The sequence below is a fragment of the Syntrophaceae bacterium genome (assembly GCA_013177825.1).
In the GTDB taxonomy this organism is placed as follows: Bacteria; Desulfobacterota; Syntrophia; order Syntrophales; family PHBD01; genus PHBD01.
The window spans coordinates 367,586-393,286 of the sequence record JABLXX010000005.1 but is presented as its reverse complement, the minus strand read 5'-3'; the positions used below and the strand labels follow the sequence as shown (position 1 = coordinate 393,286).

At 51.1% G+C, this 25,701-nt stretch carries 18 protein-coding genes and 2 tRNA genes; 12 read left to right on the top strand and 8 right to left on the bottom strand.

The window, feature by feature from the left end; translation table 11 throughout:
- Positions 1–47 precede the first annotated feature (47 nt).
- Positions 48–1,529, top strand: coding sequence for a hypothetical protein (locus HPY65_12805; GenBank protein ID NPU85349.1), 1,482 nt, complete (start codon positions 48–50; stop codon positions 1,527–1,529).
- 162 nt (positions 1,530–1,691) lie between these two features.
- Here the strand turns inward: HPY65_12805 and HPY65_12800 are convergent.
- From HPY65_12800 to HPY65_12775, 6 genes are all read right to left on the bottom strand, one after another.
- Positions 1,692–1,766: transfer RNA gene (locus HPY65_12800), tRNA-Glu, on the bottom strand.
- Between the two features lie 3 nt (positions 1,767–1,769).
- Positions 1,770–1,843 (bottom strand) — tRNA-Gln (locus HPY65_12795).
- A gap of 219 nt (positions 1,844–2,062) precedes the next feature.
- Positions 2,063–3,412 (bottom strand): 16S rRNA (cytosine(967)-C(5))-methyltransferase RsmB, encoded by a 1,350-nt coding sequence (gene rsmB / locus HPY65_12790; GenBank protein NPU85348.1) that lies wholly within the window; start codon positions 3,410–3,412, stop codon positions 2,063–2,065.
- Positions 3,409–4,371, bottom strand: coding sequence for a methionyl-tRNA formyltransferase (locus HPY65_12785; GenBank protein NPU85347.1), 963 nt, complete (start codon positions 4,369–4,371; stop codon positions 3,409–3,411). The genes rsmB and HPY65_12785 overlap by 4 nt, the downstream gene beginning before the upstream one ends.
- 14 nt (positions 4,372–4,385) lie before the next feature.
- The gene (locus HPY65_12780) at positions 4,386–4,913 is read right to left on the bottom strand and encodes a redoxin domain-containing protein (protein NPU85346.1); all 528 of its coding nucleotides are present in this window, start codon (positions 4,911–4,913) and stop codon (positions 4,386–4,388) included.
- Between the two features lie 10 nt (positions 4,914–4,923).
- A complete protein-coding gene (locus HPY65_12775) occupies positions 4,924–5,640 on the bottom strand; it encodes a thiol:disulfide interchange protein (GenBank protein NPU85345.1) in 717 nt (238 codons plus the stop codon).
- 682 nt (positions 5,641–6,322) lie between these two features.
- On the opposite strand from HPY65_12775, the gene pilM reads away from it, so the two are divergent.
- The 11 genes from pilM (at position 6,323) to HPY65_12720 (ending at position 21,541) form a co-directional block, all read left to right on the top strand.
- On the top strand, positions 6,323–8,239 hold the full coding sequence (gene pilM, locus HPY65_12770) for a pilus assembly protein PilM (protein NPU85344.1): 1,917 nt from the start codon (positions 6,323–6,325) through the stop codon (positions 8,237–8,239).
- A 4-nt stretch (positions 8,240–8,243) separates the two neighbouring features.
- Positions 8,244–8,786, top strand: coding sequence for a hypothetical protein (locus HPY65_12765; protein ID NPU85343.1), 543 nt, complete (start codon positions 8,244–8,246; stop codon positions 8,784–8,786).
- A gap of 37 nt (positions 8,787–8,823) precedes the next feature.
- Positions 8,824–9,339 carry a hypothetical protein gene (locus HPY65_12760; GenBank protein ID NPU85342.1) on the top strand — a complete coding sequence of 172 codons (516 nt, stop codon included), beginning with the start codon at positions 8,824–8,826 and terminating at the stop codon, positions 9,337–9,339.
- Positions 9,340–9,379: 40 nt separating this feature from the next.
- Positions 9,380–11,023 carry a type IV pilus secretin PilQ gene (pilQ, locus tag HPY65_12755; GenBank protein ID NPU85341.1) on the top strand — a complete coding sequence of 548 codons (1,644 nt, stop codon included), beginning with the start codon at positions 9,380–9,382 and terminating at the stop codon, positions 11,021–11,023.
- A gap of 70 nt (positions 11,024–11,093) precedes the next feature.
- Positions 11,094–12,656, top strand: a complete 1,563-nt coding sequence (locus tag HPY65_12750) for an AAA family ATPase (protein ID NPU85340.1) — start codon at positions 11,094–11,096, stop codon at positions 12,654–12,656.
- Between the two features lie 18 nt (positions 12,657–12,674).
- Entirely contained in the window at positions 12,675–14,372 is a 1,698-nt protein-coding gene (locus HPY65_12745; GenBank protein ID NPU85339.1) for a type II/IV secretion system protein, read from the top strand.
- A 19-nt stretch (positions 14,373–14,391) separates the two neighbouring features.
- Positions 14,392–15,612 carry a type II secretion system F family protein gene (locus HPY65_12740; protein NPU85338.1) on the top strand — a complete coding sequence of 407 codons (1,221 nt, stop codon included), beginning with the start codon at positions 14,392–14,394 and terminating at the stop codon, positions 15,610–15,612.
- 24 nt (positions 15,613–15,636) lie between these two features.
- The gene (locus HPY65_12735) at positions 15,637–16,995 is read left to right on the top strand and encodes a sigma-54-dependent Fis family transcriptional regulator (protein ID NPU85337.1); all 1,359 of its coding nucleotides are present in this window, start codon (positions 15,637–15,639) and stop codon (positions 16,993–16,995) included.
- Between the two features lie 283 nt (positions 16,996–17,278).
- Positions 17,279–17,653 (top strand): prepilin-type N-terminal cleavage/methylation domain-containing protein, encoded by a 375-nt coding sequence (locus tag HPY65_12730; GenBank protein NPU85336.1) that lies wholly within the window; start codon positions 17,279–17,281, stop codon positions 17,651–17,653.
- A gap of 126 nt (positions 17,654–17,779) precedes the next feature.
- Positions 17,780–19,786 carry a tetratricopeptide repeat protein gene (locus HPY65_12725; protein ID NPU85335.1) on the top strand — a complete coding sequence of 669 codons (2,007 nt, stop codon included), beginning with the start codon at positions 17,780–17,782 and terminating at the stop codon, positions 19,784–19,786.
- A gap of 117 nt (positions 19,787–19,903) precedes the next feature.
- Positions 19,904–21,541, top strand: a complete 1,638-nt coding sequence (locus HPY65_12720; GenBank protein NPU85334.1) for a tetratricopeptide repeat protein — start codon at positions 19,904–19,906, stop codon at positions 21,539–21,541.
- Here the strand turns inward: HPY65_12720 and HPY65_12715 are convergent.
- Both HPY65_12715 and HPY65_12710 read right to left on the bottom strand, forming a co-directional pair.
- Positions 21,513–23,642, bottom strand: coding sequence for a hypothetical protein (locus tag HPY65_12715; GenBank protein NPU85333.1), 2,130 nt, complete (start codon positions 23,640–23,642; stop codon positions 21,513–21,515). The genes HPY65_12720 and HPY65_12715 overlap by 29 nt on opposite strands.
- Positions 23,643–23,747: 105 nt before the next feature.
- Complete coding sequence (locus tag HPY65_12710) at positions 23,748–25,601, bottom strand: hypothetical protein (protein ID NPU85332.1); 1,854 nt, start codon at positions 25,599–25,601, stop codon at positions 23,748–23,750.
- Positions 25,602–25,701 lie beyond the last annotated feature (100 nt).

Here is a 25,701-nt window from a genome sequence, read left to right as displayed (position 1 = left end):
ATCAATATGAATCTTTCTGAAAGCATGTCTTCGAATTCAATAAAGTCATGATTGCGAAAGCGAATTACAACGTACGTTCGCTGCTCGTTTACTCAGGGATTGCCGCCTTTTTTCTTGGCATTTTTTGTAACAACACCATCGATTGGGATCTGTGGGGATATCTCGCATTCGGCCGTCTGTTCTGGGAAACGGGTGCTTTCCCCTACCAGGATGTCTTTTCATATACTCCAACAAAGCCCCTCTGGGTTTACCATGAATGGCTGACCGGCATTATCTTTTTCCCCATTTATAAGAATTTTGGCGCCGCGGGTTTGCAGCTTTTGAAGTACCTGCTGGGGATGGTGACGGTTGGTCTTGTCTGTGTAACCGCTGTCAGGAGGAAAGCGACTCCATTTTTCGTGTTTCTGGCCCTGATAGTGGCCGGCAATTTGATCAAAGCCGGCTATTCGCCCGTTCGGGCGCAAGTATTTACCTATTTATTCTTTGTTTTAACCTTGTATCTTCTTGATCAGGCCAGGGCAGGCAAGCATTGGAAATATTTATGGTGGCTGGTACCCGTTGAACTGCTCTGGTGTAACCTTCATGGCGGGTTTGTGGTTGGTCTGAGTATGATCGGCATTTACACCGTGGGCGAAGCCGTTTCCGGTCGAAAATATTATCCATATGCAGCGATTCTTCTCGCCGCTGCTCTGATAACCCTTGTCAACCCGTATGGTTGCGAATACTGGAGGTACATGGCTGGTGCCGTTCTGATGCCGCGTCCGGAAATCGGCGAGTGGCAGAATGTCTTCGCAACTGTTTTCTCTGATGAATACAGGAGTTACGGTGTACAATACACGATCGTTTTTCTTCTGTCCGTACCCCTCGTTTTCTGGTATCCGAAGCGCGATTTGACAACGATAATAGTTCTTTCAGCAACTTTGATCATGGGTTTGCTGAGTATTCGCAACACGGTTTTCTTCGCACTGGCGTTTGCAGCTTTTTCCCCCGTTATCATGAAGGAATTCTGGGAAGCTTTAAAAAGTGACCCGAAAATCATCAAGCGCTATTCACGCTTTCGGATGATCGGTCTGATGCTGATCATTGTTATCACGTCCTGGACTGTTGGATCTTCATTATTCAAATTCATCGTCGGGTCCCCGCTGGAGCTCCGAATCTATCGAGTCTACTACCCTGTGGGGGCCGTTGAAATGATTCAGAAGAACAACCTGAAAGGGAATATTCTGCCCTGGTTTGAGTGGGGTGAGTACCTGATCTGGACATTGTATCCCGATAACAGGGTCAGCATGGACGGGCGTTATGAAACGGTATACCGAGATTCCGTATCCACTGAATATTTCAACTTCATTTTTGCGCGGGATAACTGGAGGGATTTTCTGGAGAAATATCCCCATGATATGATCCTGGTGAGATCGGACTCCAAAATCCGTGTTCTGCTTGCTGCTGAGCCCGACTGGTGCCTTGCTTATGATGGCAAAGATGGTGTGTTGTTTTTGCGCCGCGAATATTGCCTGCAGCACAGAACCTGACCCTTTTCTGAAGATACCCCTGAATCCACTGATTGATCTCCGGACGGCAAAAAACGGCTTTCAGAGTTATGGGTAGACCCGAAACCTCCAGCGAAACATCGGTATCTTGCTGATGCTCCCCAAAAAAGGGTTACGGCGTGTGCCGTAACCCCTTTTCTATACTGGTAGTCCCACGGGGAGTTGAACCCCGGCTTCCGGCGTGAGAGGCCAGCGTCCTAACCACTAGACGATGGGACCATATGGCTGGGGGACAAGGATTCGAACCTCGGTAGCAAGATCCAGAATCTTGTGTCCTACCACTAGACGATCCCCCAGCAAGTTTTCTGGGGAAAGAGCCTTTTAGTGAAAAACCAACCCCTTGTCAAGGCGAAATTCGGATTGTTTTCTTCTGCAGTATGGCCTTTTCCCGGGACTTTCGGCTTGTCTGTCAAGGGGGTGCCGCCGCTGGCCGCCGGACGGGATGGTCCGCCTTGGGTGCTCTGATCGATCGGCTGCAGCCACCGGGAAGGCCTTATGGGCGGTGGTTGTTGTGCTCAACGGGTCGCTTTCCGGAGAACCGCCGCGAAGAAGCCGTCCGTGCCGTGGCGATGGGGGAGTGTGCGGAAAAAGCCATTCATGTCCAGCAATTCCTTCGGGATTTCATGGATTTCCCGAACCTGTTGGAAATCCCCGTGCCTGCGGAGGAAATCCGCGACGACGTCTTCGTTTTCCTGCTTGAGGAGCGTGCAGGTGCTGTAAACCAGGGTCCCGCCGGGCGAGACACAGCGGGCTCCCCGGTCCATGAGCCTACTCTGGAGGACGCTCAGGGGGGGGACATCCGATACGCCGATACGCCACTTGATCTCGGGATTCCTGCGCAGCGTGCCCAGGCCTGAGCAGGGCGCGTCCACCAGGACGCTTTGGAAAGAATTGTGGAAGTGCTCCCCGAGTTCAGCGGTGGCGTCCACCGGCTGCGTCCGTATCGAGCGGATCCCCAGCCGGGCCGCGTTCTTCTCCAGTTCCCGGAGCTTTGCCGGGCTGGAATCCATGGCTACGATCGACGCTCCGTCACCCGTCCGTTCAGCCAAGTGGGTTGCTTTTCCTCCTGTACCTGCGCACAGGTCGAGGATCCTGTCGCCCGGTCGCGCATAGAGCAGGCGGGCCACCAACTGGGAGGCCTCGTCCTGAATCGTGATCCGTCCAGCCTTCCAGCAGGAAAGCTCACGGGCTGACCGGCCCGTATGAGAAAGGATGATGCCGTCGAGAGACCATGGCGCATCCGCTGCTTCAATTCCTTCCGCGGCCAGCTCTTCGCGTACTTCCCTGCGGCTCGCTTTCAGCGCGTTCACACGGGCGGCGAGCGGCGGGATTTCGTTGCCGGCTCTGCAGAGATCCACGGTTTCCTCGAGGCCGTAGCTGCGGATCCACTGCTTGACGAGCCATAGCGGGTGGGAATGGACGATGGAGACCCGGCGTGCCGGGTCTTTTGTTCCCGAAGGCAGGGGGACTTCGTCTTTGCGGCGGACGGCGTTCCGGAGCAGGCCGTTGACAAAGGGTACCGTGCGGGGATCCAGTTTTTTCGCGATGCCGACGGCTTCGTTCACGGCCGCATAGTCGGGAATCCGGTCCGTGAAGTGGATCTGATAAAGGGCTGTTCGCAGGATGTTTCTGGCCGTTGTGGAGACGGCGGGTGACCGCTTCTCGCAGAGCGACCGGATCACCCAGTCCAGGTAGCCCCGCATCCGCAGAGTCCCATAGACGATCTGAGTCAGGAGAGCACGGTCGGCCGGTTCGGTGAATAAGCGGCCGGAGAGGACCTCGTCGAGGAGCGGCTCCGCGAAGGCGCCGGTGGTGTCAACGCGGTTGAGAATCTCGACGGCAGCCCGGCGCGGGGAGGCATTCATTCTGCGGTCCGTGCCGTTGGGGAGTCCGTCAGGAAGCTGCTTCGGGGGCGGTACCCCCGGAAGAACTCCCGGACGGGCATGCGTTTCTTGCTCTCCATCTGGATGTCCTTGAGGAGGACGACACCGTCACCGGCGGAAACCGCGAGCCCGGCGTCCACGAGGGCTCGAATTTTCCCGGGCGGTTCGGTGGCGGGCTGTTCTTGCGCGGAGGCGGAGAAAACCTTCACCTGCTTCCCGTCCAGCCACGTATAGGCGCAGGGTGCGGGGGCTAGGCCGCGGACCAGGTTGACGATCTCCGCAGCTGGCTGCTCCCAGCGAATCAGGCCGTGTTCTTTGGTCAGACGCGGTGCGAGCGTTGCGAGGTTCGATTCCTGGGGGCGTCGGCGGACCGTTCCGGCCAGTAGGCCATCAATCGTCCGGACGAGCAGGCCGGCACCGCTGACGGCCAGGCGGTCGTGGAGCTCCCCGGCATTCTCCTCCGCTCCGATGGGGGTCTCTTCCTGGAGGAGGATGTCGCCGGTGTCCATCCCCTCGTCCATGAACATGATGGTGACGCCGGTGACACGCTCGCCCCGGATGAGGGTCCAGTTGATCGGCGCCGCGCCGCGATATTTCGGGAGCAGCGAGGGGTGAACGTTAAGGCAGCCCAGAGGGGGGGCTTCCAGGACGGCCTTGGGCAGGATCTGGCCGAAGGCCGCCACGGCCACCAGGTCCGGGCGGAGGCGGCGGAGCGTGTCGAGGAAGGATCCGTCCCGGACCCGCTCGGGCTGGAAGACTTCGATGCCGAGTTCTTCCGCCTTCACTTTTGCCGCCGGCGGGGCGAGGTGTTTGCCCCTCCCCTTGGGTCGGTCGGGTTGCGTCACGACTCCGACGACGGGGTATCCGGCCCGGATCAGCGCCTTCAGGGAAGGGGTGGCGAATTCGGGGGTGCCCATGAACAGGATGGTGGGTTTCGTCATTGGCAGTCCTCCTCTCATTTCCCCACCAGGGAGGCCAGGGTCTCCTCGGGGTTCCTGCAGGGCATGCAGGCGAGTCCCCCGTCCGGCCTGATGACGGCGAGGGAAGGAACGCCCCGGACGCCGAACGACTCCGCCACCTGTCCTGTTTCATCCAGCAGAGTCCTGTAGGGGAGCTGGTACTGGGAGACGAAGCGGGACACCTTGCTCTTCGACTCGAGAATGTCGATGTTGACCATGACCAGTCCCTTAGGCTGGAATCGGGCGTAAAGCTCTTTATAGTAAGGGATTTCAGACCGGCAACTGGAGCACCAGGTCGTGGAAAAGACGATCAGGGTCGTTTTCCCCTGCTGGTCGCGGAGACTGAATTTCTGTCCGTTGACATCCTGGAGCGTGAAATCCGGGGCTTGTCCCTCCGCGGGCCCTGGGCCGGTCCGGACCGGCGGAGGCGGGGCGTCGCAGGAGGCAAGGAGGAAAATGCCCGCCATCAGGAACAGAAGAAAAGGGTTCTGCAACTTTTTTTTATATTTATGAAGCGCTCTCATACGATTCTTGTCACCCCCAGAACATGCCGGCCTGAATCAGGAAATACTCCCCGCTCCCGACGAGGATCCAGCCGAGGAGTCTGCGGATCCGTTCCATCCACAGGCCCGACTTCGGCAGGCCCGCCAGCAGGGCCGAGAACGTCCCCAACAGAATCAGCAGCGTGCCCATGCCGAAGGAAAAAACAAAAAGCAGGGCCATGCCGAAGGGGACATTCTGCTGCGCTGCGACGTAACCGAGCAGGACGGCCAGAATCGGCGCCGTGCAGGGGCCGACTATGAAACCGGCCGTCACGCCCATTAGGAGGCCGCCGGCCATGCCCCGGATCCGTCCGCCGGTCTGCAGATTTCCGACCCATTGGGGCACCGGGAAGGACAGGGAGAATACATCCAGCATGGACAGCCCCATCAGCAGACAGAGATTGCCGACGGCAAAGGAAACCCACGGATTGGACTGCATCCTGCCGAACAGACTGCCCGACAGGGCCGCCATAGCGCCAAACCCGCTGTATGTCAAGGACATGCCCGTGACATAGACAATGGACAGGAGCAGGGCCCGGCGTCGCGATCCGGCTCCCTGGTTTCCAATGTAAGCTACCGTGATCGGGATGACGGGATAGACGCAGGGAGTGAAGCTGACCAAGACTCCGCCTAAGTAAGCGGCGAGGAGCGGCACCAGGAAGGAGCCGTGCAGGGAGGCCGACAGCCATTCGGACAGGATTTGTTCCATCGAGGGCGGCCTCTCCTTTCGGTTCGTTTTGAAATCTTTTTCCGGTTCTTCGAGATCCTTATACTTTTTCCCGCTGTAAAGGAAAAGCGGTTCCTTGGAAATTCCTGCTCAAACATCCGAACCAATTTGAATCATTCAGGTAATGTTCAGCGCGGCTCAATCGGCTAACAAAAACTTTGTTTCGCCTATGGGGAATCTGTCAAAAGAATAATACTTGACAGAACCTATAAAAACCTCTACTTAAGCAGACAATAGTCATCTTTTGCGATATTCCCGATCATTACAAACCTTTTTGTGAGATTCGCATTGACACGGTTCGGAAGGTCCGGTAGATACGAACCGTGGGATAGTTATTTATCGGGGGGATCGGCACTTCTATATGGTCATAATCAATGGCCAAGCCTTTAACACGGTGGTGGATGCGGCGGAAGCCCTGGGTGTATCAGCCAAAACGGTCGGAGATTACATCCGAAAGGGGATCATTCCTCCACCTCCGGAGATTCAGTACGGAGTTCGCGTCTTGAGGCATTATCCCCGGGAGTATCTGCGTGATGCCAGAAAGTTCCTCGAGGGGTACCGTAAAGACAGGATTGCACGATTTGGCCCCCTTTCCTGACAGGGAGCCTTCGATAAACCATCCAAAATAAGGGCGGTATGGCGCCCGGATTCAGGAGGGCATCCCTTGGCCCGGAACAACGATATCACCTCCACGGAAAAACTCCTCGACGTTATCAGGGACAAGAAAGACGAGGCGCCATCGCCATCCCCGGCTCCCCCAAAAGTTCAGGTGCCGAAGAAGAACGTCGTGGCCTTCTCCCCCAAAAAGTCGGGATCCCGCACCATGAACGTCGGCATTGACGCCGGCCATGAATTTATCAGGCTCGTCAAGACAGTAAGAACCACCGACGGAAAATGGAAGCTCCTCGATGCCCGGAAGTTGCCTTACCCTGTCGGTGTGACGAAAGGCACCCCGGAATTGATCACTTTCCTGCGGGATGAACTAGCGAAGTTTGGTTGCTCTGCCAAGGATAACTGCGGGCTATGGATGATCATGTCCGCCGCCGAGGTTGAAGTCCGCCACATCCGAATCCCCAAAGTCGCCAAAAAGCAGATCGCAAACGCCGTCTACTGGGGAATGCGCAAGGAATACTCCTTCGACGAGAAAGAGAACATTTTTGATTTCGAGGTCCAGGGAGAGGTTATCGATCAGGGCATACCAAAACTGTCCGTGATGGCCTATACAGCGCCGAAGAAAGTGGTGGACGAAACGCGGCGGCAGTTTGCCCAGGCGGGGATTCCTCTCGACGGAATGGTCATTACGCCGTTTGCCGTGCAGAATATCTTCCGGACAGGATGGATGGCCGCTGCCAAAGAAACGGTAGCCAGCCTTTTCATCGGCAACGAATTCTCCCGTATCGACGTTTATTCCAAGGGAAACCTCGTCATGTCCCGGGGCATCAAGACAGGTGTCCGGAGCATGGTTGAGGCGCTCATGGAGACATACAATGACGAGCGCCGCCCGGATCCGGATGCACCTTCGGGCCGCCGGGTCATGACCTTCGAAGAAGCCCGCCAGATTGTATTCGGATTGAGCCCCGAGTCGCCGACGAAAGAAGAACGGGAACGCTCGGGATTGACCGAGCAGGATGTATTCAAGATGCTCGAACCGGCGCTGGAGAGACTGGCCCGCCAGGTGGAACGGACTTTTGAGTATTTCATGACGAATGTCAGCAATGACAGGGTCGAGCAAATCTTTGTATCCAGCGTCATGAATGTCTATCGGCCGATGCTGGACTATGTCGGCGAGCAGTTGGCCATCGAGCGGGATATTTTCGATCCCCTGGATCCGAAATTCGCCGACATACCGTCGAATCTGAACCTCACTCCTTCCGAACGAATCGCCTTCATGCCGGCCCTCGGCGTCGCACTTTCCGACAACGCTCATACGCCCAACGTCATTTTTACCTATCAGCAAAAAGAAGAAGCGGAACAGATACAAAAGATCAACCGTTTCATCTTCGGTGGTTTCATAGCCGGCCTTGCCGTATGCGCTCTCATCTTCGGCTATCAGTTCCTGCAGATGAGCCAGAAGAAGGATGCCATAGGCAAGCTTGAGGCAAAACTTGCCCAGTTTTCCCCACAGGTGACGCAGTCGATGGTTTCGGATCTTCTCGCTTCCATGAAGCAACGCCGCGACGTCCTCCATGATTATTCGGTGCGATACCTCGGCATGGCCATCATCGGGGAACTCACGGCCTTGACTCCACCGGATATCAGACTCCTTTCCGTTAAATCAGGATTGGATTATCCTGTCGCCGCCAAAACTGCCTCCACGCCACAAGCTCAGGGGGCGGCTCCGGCCACCCCACCACCTCCACAGGCTGGTGCGCCGGCTGCAGCAGGAACCGCGGCAAAAGAAATGCTGCTTGAGGGATTGATCTTCGGTGATGCCGCGACGTTTGAATCCCAGTTGTTCCGCTATCGCGTGGCCCTTGAAAACTCTCCACTTTTCAAGAGCGTAACCGTCAAGAAACAGGATCTGGAGCCTTTCCGGAAAGGGCGGGTCCTCCATTTCATCATCAGCATGCAGATCGGGTGAAGGCATGGAAGAAGAGAAAAAAACCTTTCGGATGCCCAAGAGCAGCTTCAGGTATATGGTTGGTTGCCTTGGTGTGGTTGCCCTCATTATCATCATCGTCCTCCTGCCGATGGGGTATTTCCTGACCTCACTCGATGGCAAGGAGAAAGACCTGGTGTTGAAGATCGAAGAACAGGAACAGCTGGGACCGCTGTACCAGGTGCTTCAGAAGAAGATGTCCGACAAAAAGATACCTACAACCCTGCCGATGCCGGCTCGTACCAGGTTGTCAAAAGAGCAGGTCGATCAGGCTGCCGTAACCGTCAAGGGGCTGGCCCGGGCTTCTCAACTGGAGGTCATGTCCGTCAATCCGGAACTCGGGTCCATACCCGGGGACGCGAAAATTGCACCGGTGGTTGTCATTGTGCGTGGCGGGATGCCCCAGTTCCGTAATTTTATCACGGCCCTCGGAGGACTGTCCTACGTCGAGCGATTCGATGCGATTGAGGTTAGGCCATCCCAGACCGGGCTTGAACTGAAAATGAGCCTCATGGTTGCATTAAGCTGAGAACCCTCATAATCTTAAGGAAGCGAGCGGGCGGACGATGCCAAAACTGAACACAAGACAGATCGTTATCCTGGCCCTCATGGTTTTAGCCATTCTCTATGGCGCCTATGAATTTCTCAAACCCAGGCTGGCTACGAAAGGCCCTGCCGAGATGGCAGCCCCCGCCGTGGACGTCAAGAAATTCGTGTCCGATGTGAATACGGGTTTGAGCGCGGATGCGGCCGGGGAATTTGAGGTTTACGCCGCCATTCGGGCTGAGACGCCATGGGGAAGGGATCCTTTCTTTGAGCGTGCCGGTTATGTTGAATACGCCTCACTTCAGGAAAGCTTCGTGAAGGCCAAGGCTGCCGAGGCCGGCAAAACGATCACCTTTGCCTATACCGGATACCTGGACTCGGGCAGGAGGAAGGTGGCCATCATCAACGGGGTTGAATATTTTGCGGGTGAACCGCTGGTGGAAGAGGGGTATGTGTTGAGGGCTATCGACAAGTCTAAAGTGGTTATCGAAAAAAAACTGGAAGGAGTGAAGTTTGATGTTCTCATACAGGAATGATCGGATCGCGGAAAAAGCTCCGAGGAGCCTGGCTCCCGGGATGAGAAGCTCCTTATTCGGGTTCGCCTTCATCCTGCTTTTTGTTTTCGCCCTGACGGGCTGCTCAAAGCCTCTGAACGTCAAGCAGGACCCCTTCTTTGAAAAGTGGCAGACCCTATCGGAGAAATCAACGGGGAATTCGCCGACGCCGAGGGTTCGTGAGTTCGATCTCGATGAACTCGTGGCCAAGGAAGAGGCTCGCCTGGCTGATGAAAAGGTGCGTGCGACGGCAGGGCGCCATCTCCCCAAGATGAAAGTCAACCTGAAGATGCGCCAGGCGGAGGTCAAAGCGGTAATCCGGTCACTTGCCAAGGCGGCGAACCGGAACATCCTGGTGAAAAACGACATCAAGGGGGACATCACCGTCGATTTCCACAACACTCCCTGGGACCGGGCGTTCGAGAGCATCCTCAATACGCACGGATTGAGCTACGTCTGGGAAGGGGACGTCATCCGGGTCATGACCGAAGCGGACAAGGAGCAGGACCTCAAGCGAAAGACCCAGGAGAGCGATGTCCGACGGGTCGAACCTCTCCTGAACGTGGTTGTGCCGGTCGATTATGCCGACGCAAACAGTTTGAGGGAAAATCTTGAAACCTTCCTGACGAAGGAAAAGGACGGCAAGACGTTCCGCGGTTCCGTAAAATTGGACAAGCATACGAATTCCCTGATCATCCAGGCCATTCGAGACGACCTGACAAAGATGATCCCCATCATCAAAAGGCTCGACAAGCCTACCCCGCAGATTCTGATCAAGGCACATATTGTAGAGGCGACGAAGGATGTTGCCCGGCGTCTCGGTGTTCAATGGGGCGGCGGCTATCAGAATACATTCGGCAAAGAGAGCTATTGGGTCACTCCCGGCGGAACCAATACGGTGGGCACGTTGCCGACAAACCCCATAGCCGGCGGGTATAATCCTCTCGGATCGGGGGGAACTGGCGGAGATATCGGAAGCTACGGGCTGTCCGGACAGGGCATAGGATTGAATTTTCCCGGTACGGCCCTTTCAAATGCAGCCGGAGGCTTTGGCGCTCTCGGGCTGATGTATGGAACCATCGGCGGGAATATCCTGGAACTTCAGCTCAATGCTCTCCAGACCGACGGCAAGGTCAACATCCTTTCGAGCCCGTCAATCACGACCTTGGACAACCAGAAGGCCTATACGGAAAGCGGAGAGCGGGTTCCCTACGAAACGACCAGCACCACAGGATCAACTTCCACCACGACGGTTAACTGGGAAGATGCGGTCCTGCGGCTCGAAATTACGCCCCATGTGATTGATGATGTTCACCTGAAGATGTCAATCAACGTCAAGAAAAATGAAGTGGATCTCACTCGGACCACGAGATCGGGCTACCCGTTCATTATCAAAAAGCAGACGGAAACAAACCTGATTGTCCGTAATGAAGAAACCATCGTCATTTCCGGCTTGAGCAAACAGAGAGTTGACAATCGGGATACCGGGCTTCCATGGGTGAAGGACGTTCCTGTCTTGGGGTGGCTCGTCAAGAGCGACAACAAGAGCGATGCCATGGAAGAGCTGCTTGTCTTCGTGACCCCGAAGATTCTGCCACAGTACCAGAAGACCTCCAGCGTTGATTCATGGAAGGTGGAAACAAAAGATACAAAACCGGTCAAGTAGGCAGAAGTCTCATCCATCGGGATATCAACCACGGGCCGCTCGTACACGGATGTACGGGCGGTAGTGCGCTATGGACTACTTCAGGATCCTACATCTTAAGAGAGAGCCCTTTTCCAACTCGCCGGAGCCGGATTTTTTTTTCGAGTCCGACCAGCACTTGGGGTGCCTCCAGCGACTGGAACTCTCCATCCGCCTGCGCCGCGGCCTGAATGTTGTCATTGGTGACGTCGGGACGGGCAAGACCACCCTGTGCCGACGCATGATCCAGCGCCTGGGGTCGTCAGATGAAGACAGGGGCAGGATTGCCACTCACCTCATACTGGACCCCGATTTCGGAAGCGCCATCGAATGTCTGACCACGATATCCGAATCATTCGGACTCGGGATCCCGGAACGACCGGTTACGGAGTGGCAACTCCGGGAGAACATCAAGAATTACCTGTATCAGCAGGGAGTGGACGGAGGGAAGATCACTGTCCTGATCATCGATGAGGGACAGAAGCTGTCGTCCACCTCCATCGAGATTCTCCGGGAGTTTCTAAATTACGAGACAAACGAGTTCAAGCTCCTGCAGATTGTCATTTTCGCCCAGAGCGAATTCGAAGAGATCCTGAAGAATCATCCCAATTTCACGGATCGGATCAACCTCCTGTATCGCCTCCAGCCCCTCCGGTTCCGGCAGACCCAGGCCATGGTTACATTCAGGATTGCCCGGGCCAGCGGTCAAGATGGGATCCCGAAGCTCTTTACCCGACCGGCTCTGTGGGCCGTACATTTTGCCACGGGCGGGTTTCCTCGGAAGATCATTACGCTATGCCATGAAGTCCTTCTGGCTCTCATCATTCAGAATCGTGCAAAAGCGGACTCGTCCCTTGTCTGGGCCTGTGCAAAGCGACTTGCAATGTATGACCGGTTCCGGGGCAAGACGCTGAAGGTGGCTTTTGCCGTTCTGATGCTGCTGATTGTCGGCGGTCTGCTGATCCAGGCACCGGACCTCGTGAGAACCTTCGGCGTTGACGCGAAGAAGCAATCCATTGCACGGATCCCGGAGGTTTCTCAACCTGCGCAGGCGGTCGTGGCTGTCAATCCGCCCGTTAAAGCAGTGGCTTCGGAAGCTTCCAGGCAGCCTCCTGCAGAAAAGCTCGTGGAGGCTGCCAAAATACCGGTAACGCTCGGTCGCATTGCCATCAGTCAAGGAGGAACGGTCTGGTGGATCCTGAGTGACGTCTATGGCCAGTGGAACCTGGGAATCTACCAGGCATTTCAGAAAGCGAACCCGGACATTGAGAATTTGAACCGGGTGCCGGCGGGAAAGGTCCTTCAATTCCCCGCCGTTCAGGCCGCGAATCCAACTGCCAACAAAGGTGTCTGGGTCCAGATCGCAAGCGGGCATACGTTGGATGAAGCCTACAGGATTCTGCGTGACCGGCAGAAACAGATCACAGACTTGAAGATGCTTGCCTATTGGAACAGTCGTGAAGGAACCGTGTTTTCGGTTGTATCGGGAGAGCATTTCATCGATGAGGCATCGGCGATCATCTATATCCGGAAACTCCCACCTTCGATCCGATCGGGAGTTAAAGTATTGAACGGAAAGTGGGAGTCCGACACGGTATTTTTCTCTCAGCTATAAATGGAAAAGGGGACGGACATGAGAGTGAAAAAAAAATTGGGTGAATTGCTGGTGGAAAACGGGCTTATCACAGAGGATCAACTCTCACAGGCGCTGTCTTCGCACAAGAAGTCCGGTGTCAGACTGGGGCAATATCTGACACGACAGGGGATTGTGCAAGAGAGCCAGGTGATCGATTTGCTTAGCAGTCAGCTAAAGATAGAGCAGTACCGTCCGGAACAGTACCCCATTGATATCGACCTGGCCATCCTGATCCCTTCAGACTTCGCACAGAAGAACCAGGTCGTCCCGATCAGGAAACGGGGGCGCCTTCTGACGGTTGCGCTGACCGATCCGCTGGACATCAATGTGCTGGATGCCATCGAGATCACAGCGGACTCCGAAGTAGAGCCGGTCATCTGCACGGAGCGGGAGTTCAATCAGCTATTTAACACCATGTACGGCGCGCAAACCGGTTTGAGCACGGTTCTCGACACGATCGAAACGGAAGAGTTGGAGCAGGAAAAGGAAGCCGCCCAGCAGGATATCCAGGTGTCCACCCTGCAGGACATGGCTGTGGAAGCCCCGGTTATCCGGCTGGTGAATTCGATCTTCTCCCAGGCCATTCGGGAAGGCGCCAGCGATATCCACGTCAGCCCCCAGCAGCACAATATCTCGCTCAGGTTTCGCATCGACGGCAAGCTATACGAGGTGCCTTCGCCACCAAAGTCCCTGGGACTTCCGATCACTGCCAGGCTCAAGATCCTCGCAGGCATGGACATCACAGTCACAAGAATGCCTCAGGATGGACGTTTTACACTCAAGATGGAAAACCGGGAGATCAACGTCCGCGTCTCCTCCATGCCGACCATCTACGGCGAGAACGTGGTGCTCCGTCTCCTCGATATGAGAACGGGAATCTATACCCTGAATCGCCTGGGCATGAGCGAGGATGACCGCCTGAAGATCGAGGCCATGAGCCAGAAACCATACGGAATGATCCTCAGCACGGGACCCACCGGAAGCGGCAAGAGCACCAGCCTGTATTCAATTCTGAACGAAATCAATCGACCCGACATTCATATCATCACACTGGAAGATCCAGTCGAATACCGGGTGAACAACATCCGCCAGGTTCAGCTAAACCGCAAAGCCGGCATGACCTTCGCGAGCGGTCTCCGCTCCATTCTCAGGCAAGACCCGGATGTCATCATGGTCGGTGAAATCCGCGACTCCGAGACCGCCTCCATCGCAGTTCAGGCAGCCCTGACAGGACACCGCCTCTTCAGTACGGTTCACACGAACGATGCAGCCGGGGCGATTACACGATTTATCGATATGGGTATCGAACCGTTTCTCGTATCCTCGATCCTTCTCGTTTCGTTTGCCCAGCGGCTTGTTCGGACGGTATGCCCCTATTGCAAGGAATCCTATCAGCCGCCCCGCAAGGCCCTCGAGGCGTGGGGATTGGAGAATGCCCGAGATGCCAATTTTACGAGGGGGAAGGGTTGCTATCAGTGCCTGAACACGGGATACAGGGGACGAACTGGTGTCTTCGAGGTCCTGGTTAATGACGAGATGATCCAAGAGATGATCCTGAGAAAGGAATCGAGCCAGGACATCACTCGAGCTGCAGTAGCGGCGGGTAAACTCCGGACATTGAAGGAAGACGCAGCAGCCAAGGTTCTGGCAGGGATCACAACACTGGAAGAGGCGGCATCATCCGTCATGGTATAAATACCAAGGGAGGTTTCTCATGCCCACCTTCGCCTACCAGGCGATCAATGAAAACGGAGTGACCGTTTCCGGAACCATCGAGGCGGACACACCGGAAATGGTGAATAACATCCTTGCGGCCAGGGGTTTTATCCCCGCCAAGGTCACCTCTGCGGATGCCGGCACACAAAAAGGCTTCATGGCCAAATTGAACGCTACCTTTGGTTCTGTCAGTCCCCCGGAATTGATTCTCTTCACCAAGCAGTTCCGGACTCTCCTTCTTGCCGGGGTTCCGATTCTCAGGCTGCTTCAGGTTCTGGAGGCGCAAACTCAGAGTGCGATCCTGAAGAAAGCCATCGGCCAGATGGACATGGACATCAAGGGGGGAGCCACCCTGACAGACGCAATGGAAAAGCATCCGAAGGTTTTCATCCCCCTGTACCGCAGCATGATCCATGCGGGAGAGGTCAGCGGGACGGTTCCGGATGTCTTGGAGCGTTTGAGCTATATCCTGGAACATGAACACAAGATCAGATCGGACGTGAAGGCAGCACTGCAATATCCAATTATCGTTCTGGTAGCCTTGAGCATCGCCTTTGTTGTTCTTCTGACATTCGTGATTCCAAGATTCGTAGGGATTTTTTTGAGGGCAGGCATTGAACTGCCATGGCCGACGAAAGCAGCCATGACGCTGTATCAGTTCCTGAACAACTATTGGCATATCATTATTGCAGCCGTCTTCCTGATCATCTTCGGTCTACGCTATTACTTCAAGACAGAACGAGGTGCTTTGGCAAGAGACAGGTTTCTATTGAAACTGCCGCTGTTAGGGTCTCTTTTCCAGAAGGCGTCCATGTCCCGGTTTGCCAGCATCTTTTCCATCCTTCAATCAAGTGGCGTACAGATCCTGACGACCATGAAGGTTCTGATCGGAACAATCGGCAATTCGGCCATTGCAAGGGAGTTTGCAAGGGTGCAGGAAATGATGCAGCAGGGTTTGGGGCTTGCCCAGCCGCTGAGAAGGGCGAAATATTTTCCTCCCATGGTAGTAGACATGGTGGCAATTGGCGAAGAATCCGGGAATATTGAAGAAATGATGAGGGTCATATCCAAGCATTACGACGAAGAGGTGGAATATCAGGTCAAACGCCTCTCGGACCTGATAGGACCGATCCTGGTTGTTGGACTTGCCGTGGTCGTTGGATTTTTTGCACTCGCAGTATTCCTGCCCATGTGGGATATGACGAAGCTTGCCAAATAGAGATACAGAAAATGTGCGCGCATCATGCAGATCAAGCAGAGGAAAAGGATAAATGTAAGCTTATATGTCATCATTCCTTTGATATTCAGCGGTATTCCGATCATAAGCATATTGGTGACATACAGGCTCATCACGTATGAGCAGAAACTGAGTTCGGTTGATTTTACACAGATACTAATCTGGGCGGCTTCATTGGGGGCCGTTACTTTTGTTGTAGCATTTTTAATCTTGTGGACGATTCTGAAACCGGTCGAGGAATTCGTCCAGAAGACGGAAAGCCTCAATCTGCTGCCGCCACCTTCTGAAAACGAGTTGGTGCCGAAAAAAAAACAGAGGGATGAAGTTCAACGATATTCAGACGTCCTGTCTCAAGTTACAAACATCCTATCAAAAGTTGAAGCAAGAGAGCTATTTCCGGGAATCATCGGCCAGAGCAGGAGTATACGCGAGATCTTCGGCCAGATCGTGAAAGTGGCGCCGACGGAATCAACAGTCATGATTTCCGGGGAGAGCGGAACGGGAAAGGAGCTTGTAGCAACTGCAATCTTCGAACACAGCACGCGTAGCAAAAAACCATTTATTACTATAAATTGCGTTGCAATTCCGGAAGGACTTCTTGAAAGTGAGCTATTCGGCCATGAGAAAGGATCTTTTACGGGAGCAATCGCGCAAAAGAAAGGTAAATTTGAACTGGCTGATGGGGGAACAATCTTCCTCGATGAAATAGGAGACATGCCCCTGGCAACGCAGGCAAAATTGCTGAGAGTCCTGCAGGAGAGGGTGTTCGAGAGAGTCGGTGGTACGAAACAGATCGAAGTGGATGTTCGTTTTATAGCCGCTACAAACAAAGATCTGCGTGAAATGGTGAAGGAAGGAACCTTCCGCGAAGATCTTTTTTATAGGGTAAACGTATTTTCAATATGGCTCCCCGCATTACGTGAACGCAAGGAAGACATTCCAGCACTGGTGGATCATTTTCTGAACGCAAAGGAAAAAGCAAAGAAGATTACACCGGAGGCGATGAACGTTCTACTTGGTTATTCATGGCCGGGAAACGTGCGGGAGTTACGCAATGTGATAGAAAGAGCGGCCGTGATCGCAGAGAATGATATCGAAATGATGCACCTGCCTCCCGAGGTGAGAGGCGAGAGCAGCAGAATTCAACTCAAGCAGGAATTTTCCGTAACAGAAGGAAATACACTTGACGACCGGCTCAGTGAGATTGAAAAAGGGATGATCATCGAAGCGATTACCAGGGCGGGAGGGGTTCAGGTTCGGGCGGCAGAGATTCTGGGAATAAACCAAAGGAGCCTTTGGCACCGGATCCGGAAATACGGCATAGACGCAGCTGCGATAAAGAAAGCTACAAAATTTGTAGATTAACCATCATGATTTTGAATCAGGGACTTTGCAGGGGAATAAACGGCCTTCAAAAGGGCTCATCCTCTTTGAAACTTGCTTCGGAATGTCCGTTGATCATTATAGTTTGAGGGACCTGTTGCTTATTTGATGATAATGCGGGCATGGTGCCATGCTGGCATGTTGTATGCATATAATCATCTAGAATTTATTTATTGCTGAAGGGAGGTGAAGACACACATCTGTCAAAGACTTGAGCGGGATATTCTATGAACCTACTAATATAAAACATGAAGGAGGAAGAAAGATGCTGAAAAAAAGGAATCAGAAGGGCTTCACGCTGATCGAAATCATCGCGGTTCTGGTTATTCTCGGAATTCTCGCGGCAATCGCCATTCCGAAATACCTCGATATGCAGGCGGATGCCAAGAACAAGGCCGTTGCGGGTGCGCTTTCGGGATTGATCTCCGCGGCGTCGATGGAATATGGACAGAAACTGCTTCAGGGGACGGCGAGCGCAACCAGTTTCACCGCGACGTCTCCGGTCACCGTCGGAGATTTTCAGGGAACGATCGCGGGCACAGCCGGTACTTACACGGCTACCGTCACGGTTGGGCCGACTGGTGATTACATGACGGGGGTCAGCACAACCTATTCGATTAAAACGTTTAAGCTGTTTTAGTCTGTCTGAGACTGGCATGACTGTGTGAATCAGAAGATTTCGTGCATTCTGTGACGAAAATTAATCAGGTTAATCAAAATAGCTGACCAGTATACTGGTCAGCTATTTTTCTTTGCAGGTATTCTGATGAAACCGCTTGGTAATAAACAAAAAGCCACTATCGCAAAGCTGATTATTCCGATTGCGATCATGATTCTGACTATTGTTGCCTACAGTGACGTCCGGTATCATCAATTTCTTAACATCGACGACAAGGAATACGTTTCGGCTAATAGAAACGTCCAAAAAGGTGTGACTCCCGAGAGTGTCCAATGGGCGTTCGGTTTCACCGGTATTGCATATTATCACCCCTTAACCTGGATCTCTCATATGCTGGATTACCAGATGTATGGCCTTGCACCTGGAAAACATCATTTGACCAATCTGATCATCCATATTCTCAACGCGCTCCTCTTATATTGGCTTATTCTCAGAATGACGGGTGCACCCTATGCGTCGGGAGCGGTAGCTCTGCTGTTTGCAGTTCATCCCATTCAAATCGAATCTGTAGCATGGGTTACAGAGCGAAAGAACCTTTTGAGTACGTTATTTTTGTTGATATCGATTCACGCTTATATAAGATATGTGAAGGATAAAAGTATCTTGATTTATTTCGGTGTTTTGATTCTCTTCGTCTTGGGTCTTTTGAGCAAGCCAAGTATCTTATCGTTCCCTTTTCTTCTTCTAATTCTAGATTACTGGCCTCTTAAAAGATTCAGTGCGGCTATGATGTCACGTATTGACAATGGTCAAGATAAGATTCAACGAATTTCGATTCATTCCATCATTCGTGTAGTAAAATCAAGAATGTTCGTTTTTGTTGTTGCGGAAAAGATTCCCTTTGTAGTGCTGTCCTTAATATCGTCGTATTTGTCGCTCATTTCGATGTCAAGCATCGTCATCGATCATAATAGAATACCGCTGGATTTAAGAATCTATAATTTATTTGTTTCGATTATTAAATACTTGAAGAATTATTTTTGGCCTTTCGATTATGCGATATATTATCCGTTTCCCGGGAATATTCCCCTGTCATATTTTCTGCTATCATTATCGGGCATTATCATAATCACGATCGCGGCTATTTTCTTGCGCAGAAATCGTCCCTGGCTGACAGTCGGTTGGTTGTGGTTTCTTGTTGCCCTTGCGCCTGCCGGAGGATTGGTCCAGGCGGGGCTATGGCCCGAGATGGCAAACCGGTTCATGTATATACCGATGATCGGTCTTTCCTTGTTATTAGTATGGGAATGCAACGCATTATTGAAAGGCCGATACTCTACTGTTTTGAAATATGTTATCTTTCTGACAATACTTGCTTTGATGATTCCCATAACAAGAACGCAAAATCTGTATTTCTCAAATGGGTATGCATTGTTTACGAGAGCTCTTGCAGTCACCGGCCCGAACTGTATTGCTTACAATGGTATCGGCGATGCATTATATAATTTGGGACATAAGGATGAAGCGGAGGAATATTTTCGTAAAGCGATAGAAGCGAATCCGATGTATGAGCTTGCACAAAACAATTATGGTTTATGTCTGACGAGAAAAGGTGATTATAAAAATGCCGCCAAATATTATACCCAAGCCATTTCAATAAATCCAATGTTTCTTCCAGCGTACTTGAATTATGGCTTTAATGAATATCAACAAGGAAATCTTGAAGAAGCGAAGAAGTTGCTTGAACATGCCCTGCTCATTGATCCACATAGCAGCGCAACACATAATACATACGGTGCTGTACTGTTGAAACTCGGAAATAAAGAGGGTGCAATCCGACATTATCAACTTGCAGTAGAATATGGTCCGAATGATATTCAGGCAAGGATTAATTTGTCGATCATGTATGAGAATACCGGGCGATATGATCAGTCGCTGGCTGAATACCGGAAAATATATGAAATGGGGACATTGGACAGAGGAATAACGGCGTTTCGGATTGCAGGTGTATTTGCAAGGCAGCAAAGATTTGAGGAATGTAAAAGCTATCTGATCCTGGCAATGAAAAATGGTTTCGATGTTAAAAACAAAATTAATGATGACGATAGATTTAACAATTTTAGAATATCCAGATACTATAAGGAGTTGTTTTAGTCTTCCGAGCTGCATATTTTATTATCGTACTCATGATGAATAAATCGACTGAGAACCTTTTTATAATATATCGCATTGTCATGATAACTATCCACCTTTAATCGACATCTTCGGATAATGATGGAACTAGTCAATAATACAAATCGTTATTATCACCTCTACATTGCAGCGATCATAACTACCGTCGTTTGTGCAGTGTTTTCAGAAGTCCTGACAGCCCAATTTGTCATGTGGGATGATGATCTGATCATATATAAAAATCCGAAGCTTGGTCCGTTAAGTATTAATCTTATATTCTCTGCTTTTACCGATGTTGATACAATGATGCGCTATAATCCGTTAACCTTAATAGGTTGGAGTATTACATACCAGTATTTCGGATTGAATCCATTTGGTTATCATATGGGAAACTGGCTCTTGCATGGATTAAACTCCGGATTATTGTTTCTCATCATCAGAAAGATATTGCTTTGGCTCCCTGTTAATAAGCGTAGTGAACCCGGAAGACAAAATTGGGCTTTAAATATTGCGGCTGTTGCAGCAGCGCTGTTCTGGGCGATTCACCCGCTGCGGGTAGAACCGGTCGCATGGGCGACGGATCGAACATATTGCCAGGCGGTATTCTTCTTACTACTGACAACACTCTGTTACTTGAAAGCCAATGATTCTGAATATGGCGGACAAAAATACCGTGTATTCATAGTATTATCCTTGATATTCTATATAATGTCCCTGTTTTCATATGCAATCGGGATAACGTATTTTTTAATATTTGTTATTCTTGATGTTTATCTCTTTAAAAGGATGGGGGGAGAAAATGGGTGGGGGAAGACAACCGAACAAAGAAATATACTGTATGAAAAAATAATATTTGCACTTCCAGCGATAATGTTCGGCTTGATATCTGTTATGGTGCGCATGAATGCGCCGAGAGTCTGGCTGCCACCCGTACCGTTAGAAAAGTTTGGTTTGTTTGATCGCGTCATGCAGGCAATGTATGTATTGTTCTATTACATATATAAACCGTTTTATCCTTTCGATTTGTCGCCCGTATATAATACCCTCGTTTCATTCAACCCTCTATCTATGCCGTTCTTACTGAGTGCTATGTTTGTCCTTTCTATAATTACTATCTTATATATTAATAAAACAAAATGGCCGCTTGGATTTGCACTGGTATTATCATACATTGCCTTGATGATTCCATTGCTCGGGTTCTTCGAGCATCCTCACTATACAGCAGATAGGTATTCCATATTGGCCTCCATGTGTATTTCGGTGCTCATTGCTTTTGTTATATATAATGTTAATAGAAAGCATGTATTGGCAATGGTGTCAGTATCGATGATCATTGTTATAATGTCGATGACCACGTTAACATATAAACAAATAAAAATATGGACAAACAGTGAGACACTGTTTGTCCATATGATAGAGAAGCTAAAAGACGACCGTTATCGGCAGGATATATACTGGCGCTTGGGAAGGCATTTGTATCTAAGTGGAAGGATAGAGGAAGGTATTAATAACTATCATAAAGCCCTGAATATCAATCCAATGCATCCCGTCGCTCATGATGACCTTGCAGTTATTGAATATAGAAATGGTAATATCGAAAAAGCAAAGCATCACCTTCAAATGCTGCTGAAGATAAATCCAAGGAACGAGGAAGCGAGGTACAGACTCGTGGAAATGGATTCAATGGAAAAGAATATTTTTACAAGTCCTATGACCCGGTATTCTCTGGATTATTGATTTTATGATATTTCTGGAAAAGCATCGATATGATCCGGGGGTCAGGGGTATAGGGAAAATTTTTAACATTGCTCTGCTTGAGTACTTCGAGGATGCTTTTGCCTTGGCTGAGCACAAGAAGTTTCTTGATCAAAGCTGCAGATTTGTCTTTCTTGCCTTGCAGATGAGATAGTTCGAGCAAGGCGAGAAAAGCAGGGATGTTTGTTGGATCAAATTTAATAAATTCTTCCCAGTAGTGTTCTGAACGTTCATAATTCCCATTTAAACGATAGGCTTCGCCCAACACAGCAAGTGAGGCGGGAAAATCAGGGTGAATGGAAAGGGCACGAGACGCCTCATTGATGGCTTCTTTCAGTTTTCCTTCCTTAAGAAGAATTCGTGCGAAGTTGCTGTGAGCCAATTCATTGTTTGGGGCATAGGATATGGCTTTTTCTCCGTATTCATGTGCTTTTCCAAGGTTACCACGATTCAGCATTATGAAGGCCATGTTGTGGTATACCAATGGGGATGCAATGCGAGGGCTGATCTCAAGAGCCTTTTCGTAATGTGACAGTGATAAATCGTCTTTATAATTAGCAACGAAATAGAACGAACCGAGACTCACGTGATATAGTACCAACTGCTCCAGGTCGGCATATCTCGACAACTGCAAGGCTGTTTCAATTTCTTCTATCGCCTTCTGAAAATTTCCCTGACCGGCATAAATAAATCCCAGTGAAGCCCGGGGGCGGCTCAGAAAAGGAGATTTTAAAGCGCTGTCTTTCCAGAGACTATCCGGTGACTTGAAGACTTCGTTCCGCGCGGAAACGGTGTATCCCTGGGTTACGAGGATGAATGTCATGAAACAGAAAATCACCAATTGCAAAGATTTTCTGTAGCTAAAGTGATGGAATGCCTTGGTTATGATAATCGCAAAAGGAACGAAAAAGAACATGGAAGGGATATAGTTCCTATGCTCAAAGACAAGATCCAGAGGAATGATCGTTCCCTCTATCAGGTGATTTAGAAAGAAGAAAAGAATGCAAAAAGAGAGGAGTGGATGTCTCTTGGACATTCGGAAGGCATAGAAGAGCAGAAACAGAATAATCAGAATTGCCGGCAAGGTGCTCCAAGGCTCAAGAAATGATCTTGAGATTTGGAAATCGTGATCAAGAGCAAGACGAGAGTGAACAGGATAGAGGAGGAGGCTGATATAAAAAAGAAAGACCCGCGGCTCGGTCAAGAGTCTCTCCCCCATGGTAAACGTCCAATATTGATAATCTACGATGGGAGTAAAGAATAAGAGGTAAACCGTTCCCGAAATGACCATCGTGAGAAACAGGATTATAATCGGGGTGTGCTTTTTTATATTTTCGAAGGTAGTCCCCTGAATCAGAAAAAGGTCGTAAATAAAGATTGAGACCGGCAACGTGGCCGCATTTTCCTTGGACCCGATCGCCAGGCATCCCGTAATGGCACAGATTAGAAAGAAAGCGATCTTCCAGACTCTTCCCTCAGACGTCCGTGCCTTGAGATAAAAATACATTGATAAAACGTAGCCCATGCCCGCAAGGCTCGTCATTCTCTGGACGATATACGTTACCGCATTCACGTTCACGGGGCTGGAAGCCCAGAGAAACATAGCCAGCAGAGCTATCTCATAAGACAAATATCCATAGGATTTTTTCAGAAGAGGAAGATTCAGGGTATTATAAAGAAGTAAATAGAGAAAAAAGGAAGCCGTGAAATGGATGATCAAGTTCAACAAATGATACCCAAAAACATTCAGACCACCCAATGAGTAATTCAATGCAAAGCTTAACTTTGCGACAGGTCTTGACAATATGAGGTAATGAATGGGTGAAAATGTTTGCTTGCCGCTCCCCTTTGTCAATTCATTCGTGCGAATTTGCGGATTATTCACAATATTGTCGAAGTCATCGAACTGCCAAGCTCCATGGAAACTGTTTCCATATATAATTAAGATAAAAGTGAAGAGTGAGACGAAGGCAAAAATGTGCTTCCTTCGTGTCGAGAGGTGTTCCTGCCGGTGCCCGATTGACATAATGTGTCCCTTGCGATGAATGCCTTTACCAGCCGTGTTGGAATAAGTCCCGTTCATCGACTTCACTAACAAATGAAAAGGGATCAAGGCGGAACAAGTTAAGCATTTGCGACTGAAACATGCAAATTCATAACAAAGAGCAGATCGTTTGCCCCATGATCCTCAGGAGTTGATGAGCTCCTTGTGTTTGAGAAGCATAATCCCGAAAGCATCGGTCTTGAGCGGTTCATTACCGATGAGCCACATCGGTTTATAATTGGCATGGATCCATTGCATCATTTCGAAGCCGTATCCAGGCTCTTGGCCAAAGAAGTTCACGCCGTACTCGATACTGTTTCGGTGGACGAGAAGGATATAGTCGGGACAATGCTCGACATAGGTGGCGAGCATTGCAGCTTCACCGTACGCTGCAATCTCCGGAACGGCAAACAAGACATAGGGAGTGGGATTGAGTCTCCTTGTCAAGTAGTTGACAAGCACGCCTTCAGGCAGGACAGCCAGGGTTGCTGATGCCGGCGTTTTCTGCTTGATCCAATTTACAGCCTGCCGCACCGCGGAGCCCTTGGGATCGGCTTGCGGCCCTATTGTTAATATACGGTTGCTACTGTCACCCACGGGCAAGTCTTTGAGTTGGTAGACGGCATTCGACATGCCGATCAGCCGGACCATCGAAACGATGATGAAAACAGATACGAGCGCGCGAAAGAGTGGAACTTGCACCTGCCATTGCATAAGCCGGCGCGGCAGCAGCCAGAGCAGTAAATAGACCACGAACGCTGCCGCGGGCATGCCGAGGTAAAACCCGTAATGCCAGATGCGTGTAAAAAGTCCCATTTTTGCAAGGAGCACGAGCGAAAATACGGCCCACACGAGCGGGAACATCAACAACCGTCCGGAGTCCGTACGCCGTTCCCGCAGCCATGTCCAGAAGACAAAAACACTTCCTGACAACGTCGCCGGCAAAAGGGCATACCCGCACTCTGCCCATTGCAGCTTGAAGACGGCTGCAAGCAAGAAACCGACGACGATTATACCCAAAAGGACGGTGTCAGGTCCTCGTTTTTGCCCCAAAGTGCGTGTGAATAGAGCCAGAATCGCAATGGCCGCAAGAAAGCCCACCCCGAACCGCAGTATCTGTATGAGGTGAAAAGAAGGACGGTCGAGGCCGAGACACCATGCGTAAAAAGGATTCCATGCGGCTTGTGTGGAAAGGAGCGGCACCCATGGACCCAGGACTGCATGAGAAGCATGTGCGAAGTCCCAGGTAAGAGAGAAGTAAACGAAGAAGACCGCGACGGGCAGCACCCATCCGACGGCCAGAAATGCGTATGCGAACCGGTGCGTATGTTCAGGTATTGGACGCGCATACCTCTCACAGCAGAGACCCGCACATAGTGCTGCACTAAGTGCCAGGAAGATCTCAGGCTTCGTCAGCAGCACGGCTCCCCAACACAGGCCGCAAACTAAAATCCACGACCGGCGCCGCGTGGCACAGAATTGACACAGACTTGCAATCGCCATTGTCGCAAGCAACAAGCCATGAAACGCCTCATAGGAATAGGGCGAGACAAAGTTGTAGTTTGCCTGTGTTGCGTATTGGCTGAAGGAAAAAATGCAGAGCGTGGTCAGAGCCACCATGACGGCTGTCAATTGATCCGCGGCCTTTTCAAACAGGCGAAAAAGTACACCGACGAATATGGCAAGCAGGCACAGGCTCGTAATAATGATTGCGAAGTAGGAAACCCCGAATATTTCGAAGATGGAGGCGTGAAAGTATTGGCTGATCGGCCCGCCCGGGAGGTAGGCTATGTCGCGGTAGAGGACCTTCCCTTGGGTTAACTGCCAGGGAAGATAGAGCTGCATGCCATAGTCGACAATGATGTCAGGCCATTTGCGCCAGCTCCACGCGGCCATCGCCACGAAAACCGCTGCTACGATTGCAAGTCCGGGCCAGGCACCGAGATGTCGACAGCCTTCTACGAATCCTTTAATTAGCTTGCCGGCTCCTTTCGTCATGTGAATTTGGTCCTGTTTGATGGAAGATCACCGTCCTTTATAAAAGCCATCTATGTTTCCAACTTTATATATATGAGGGGCCGTCAGCTCTCACCCGTTA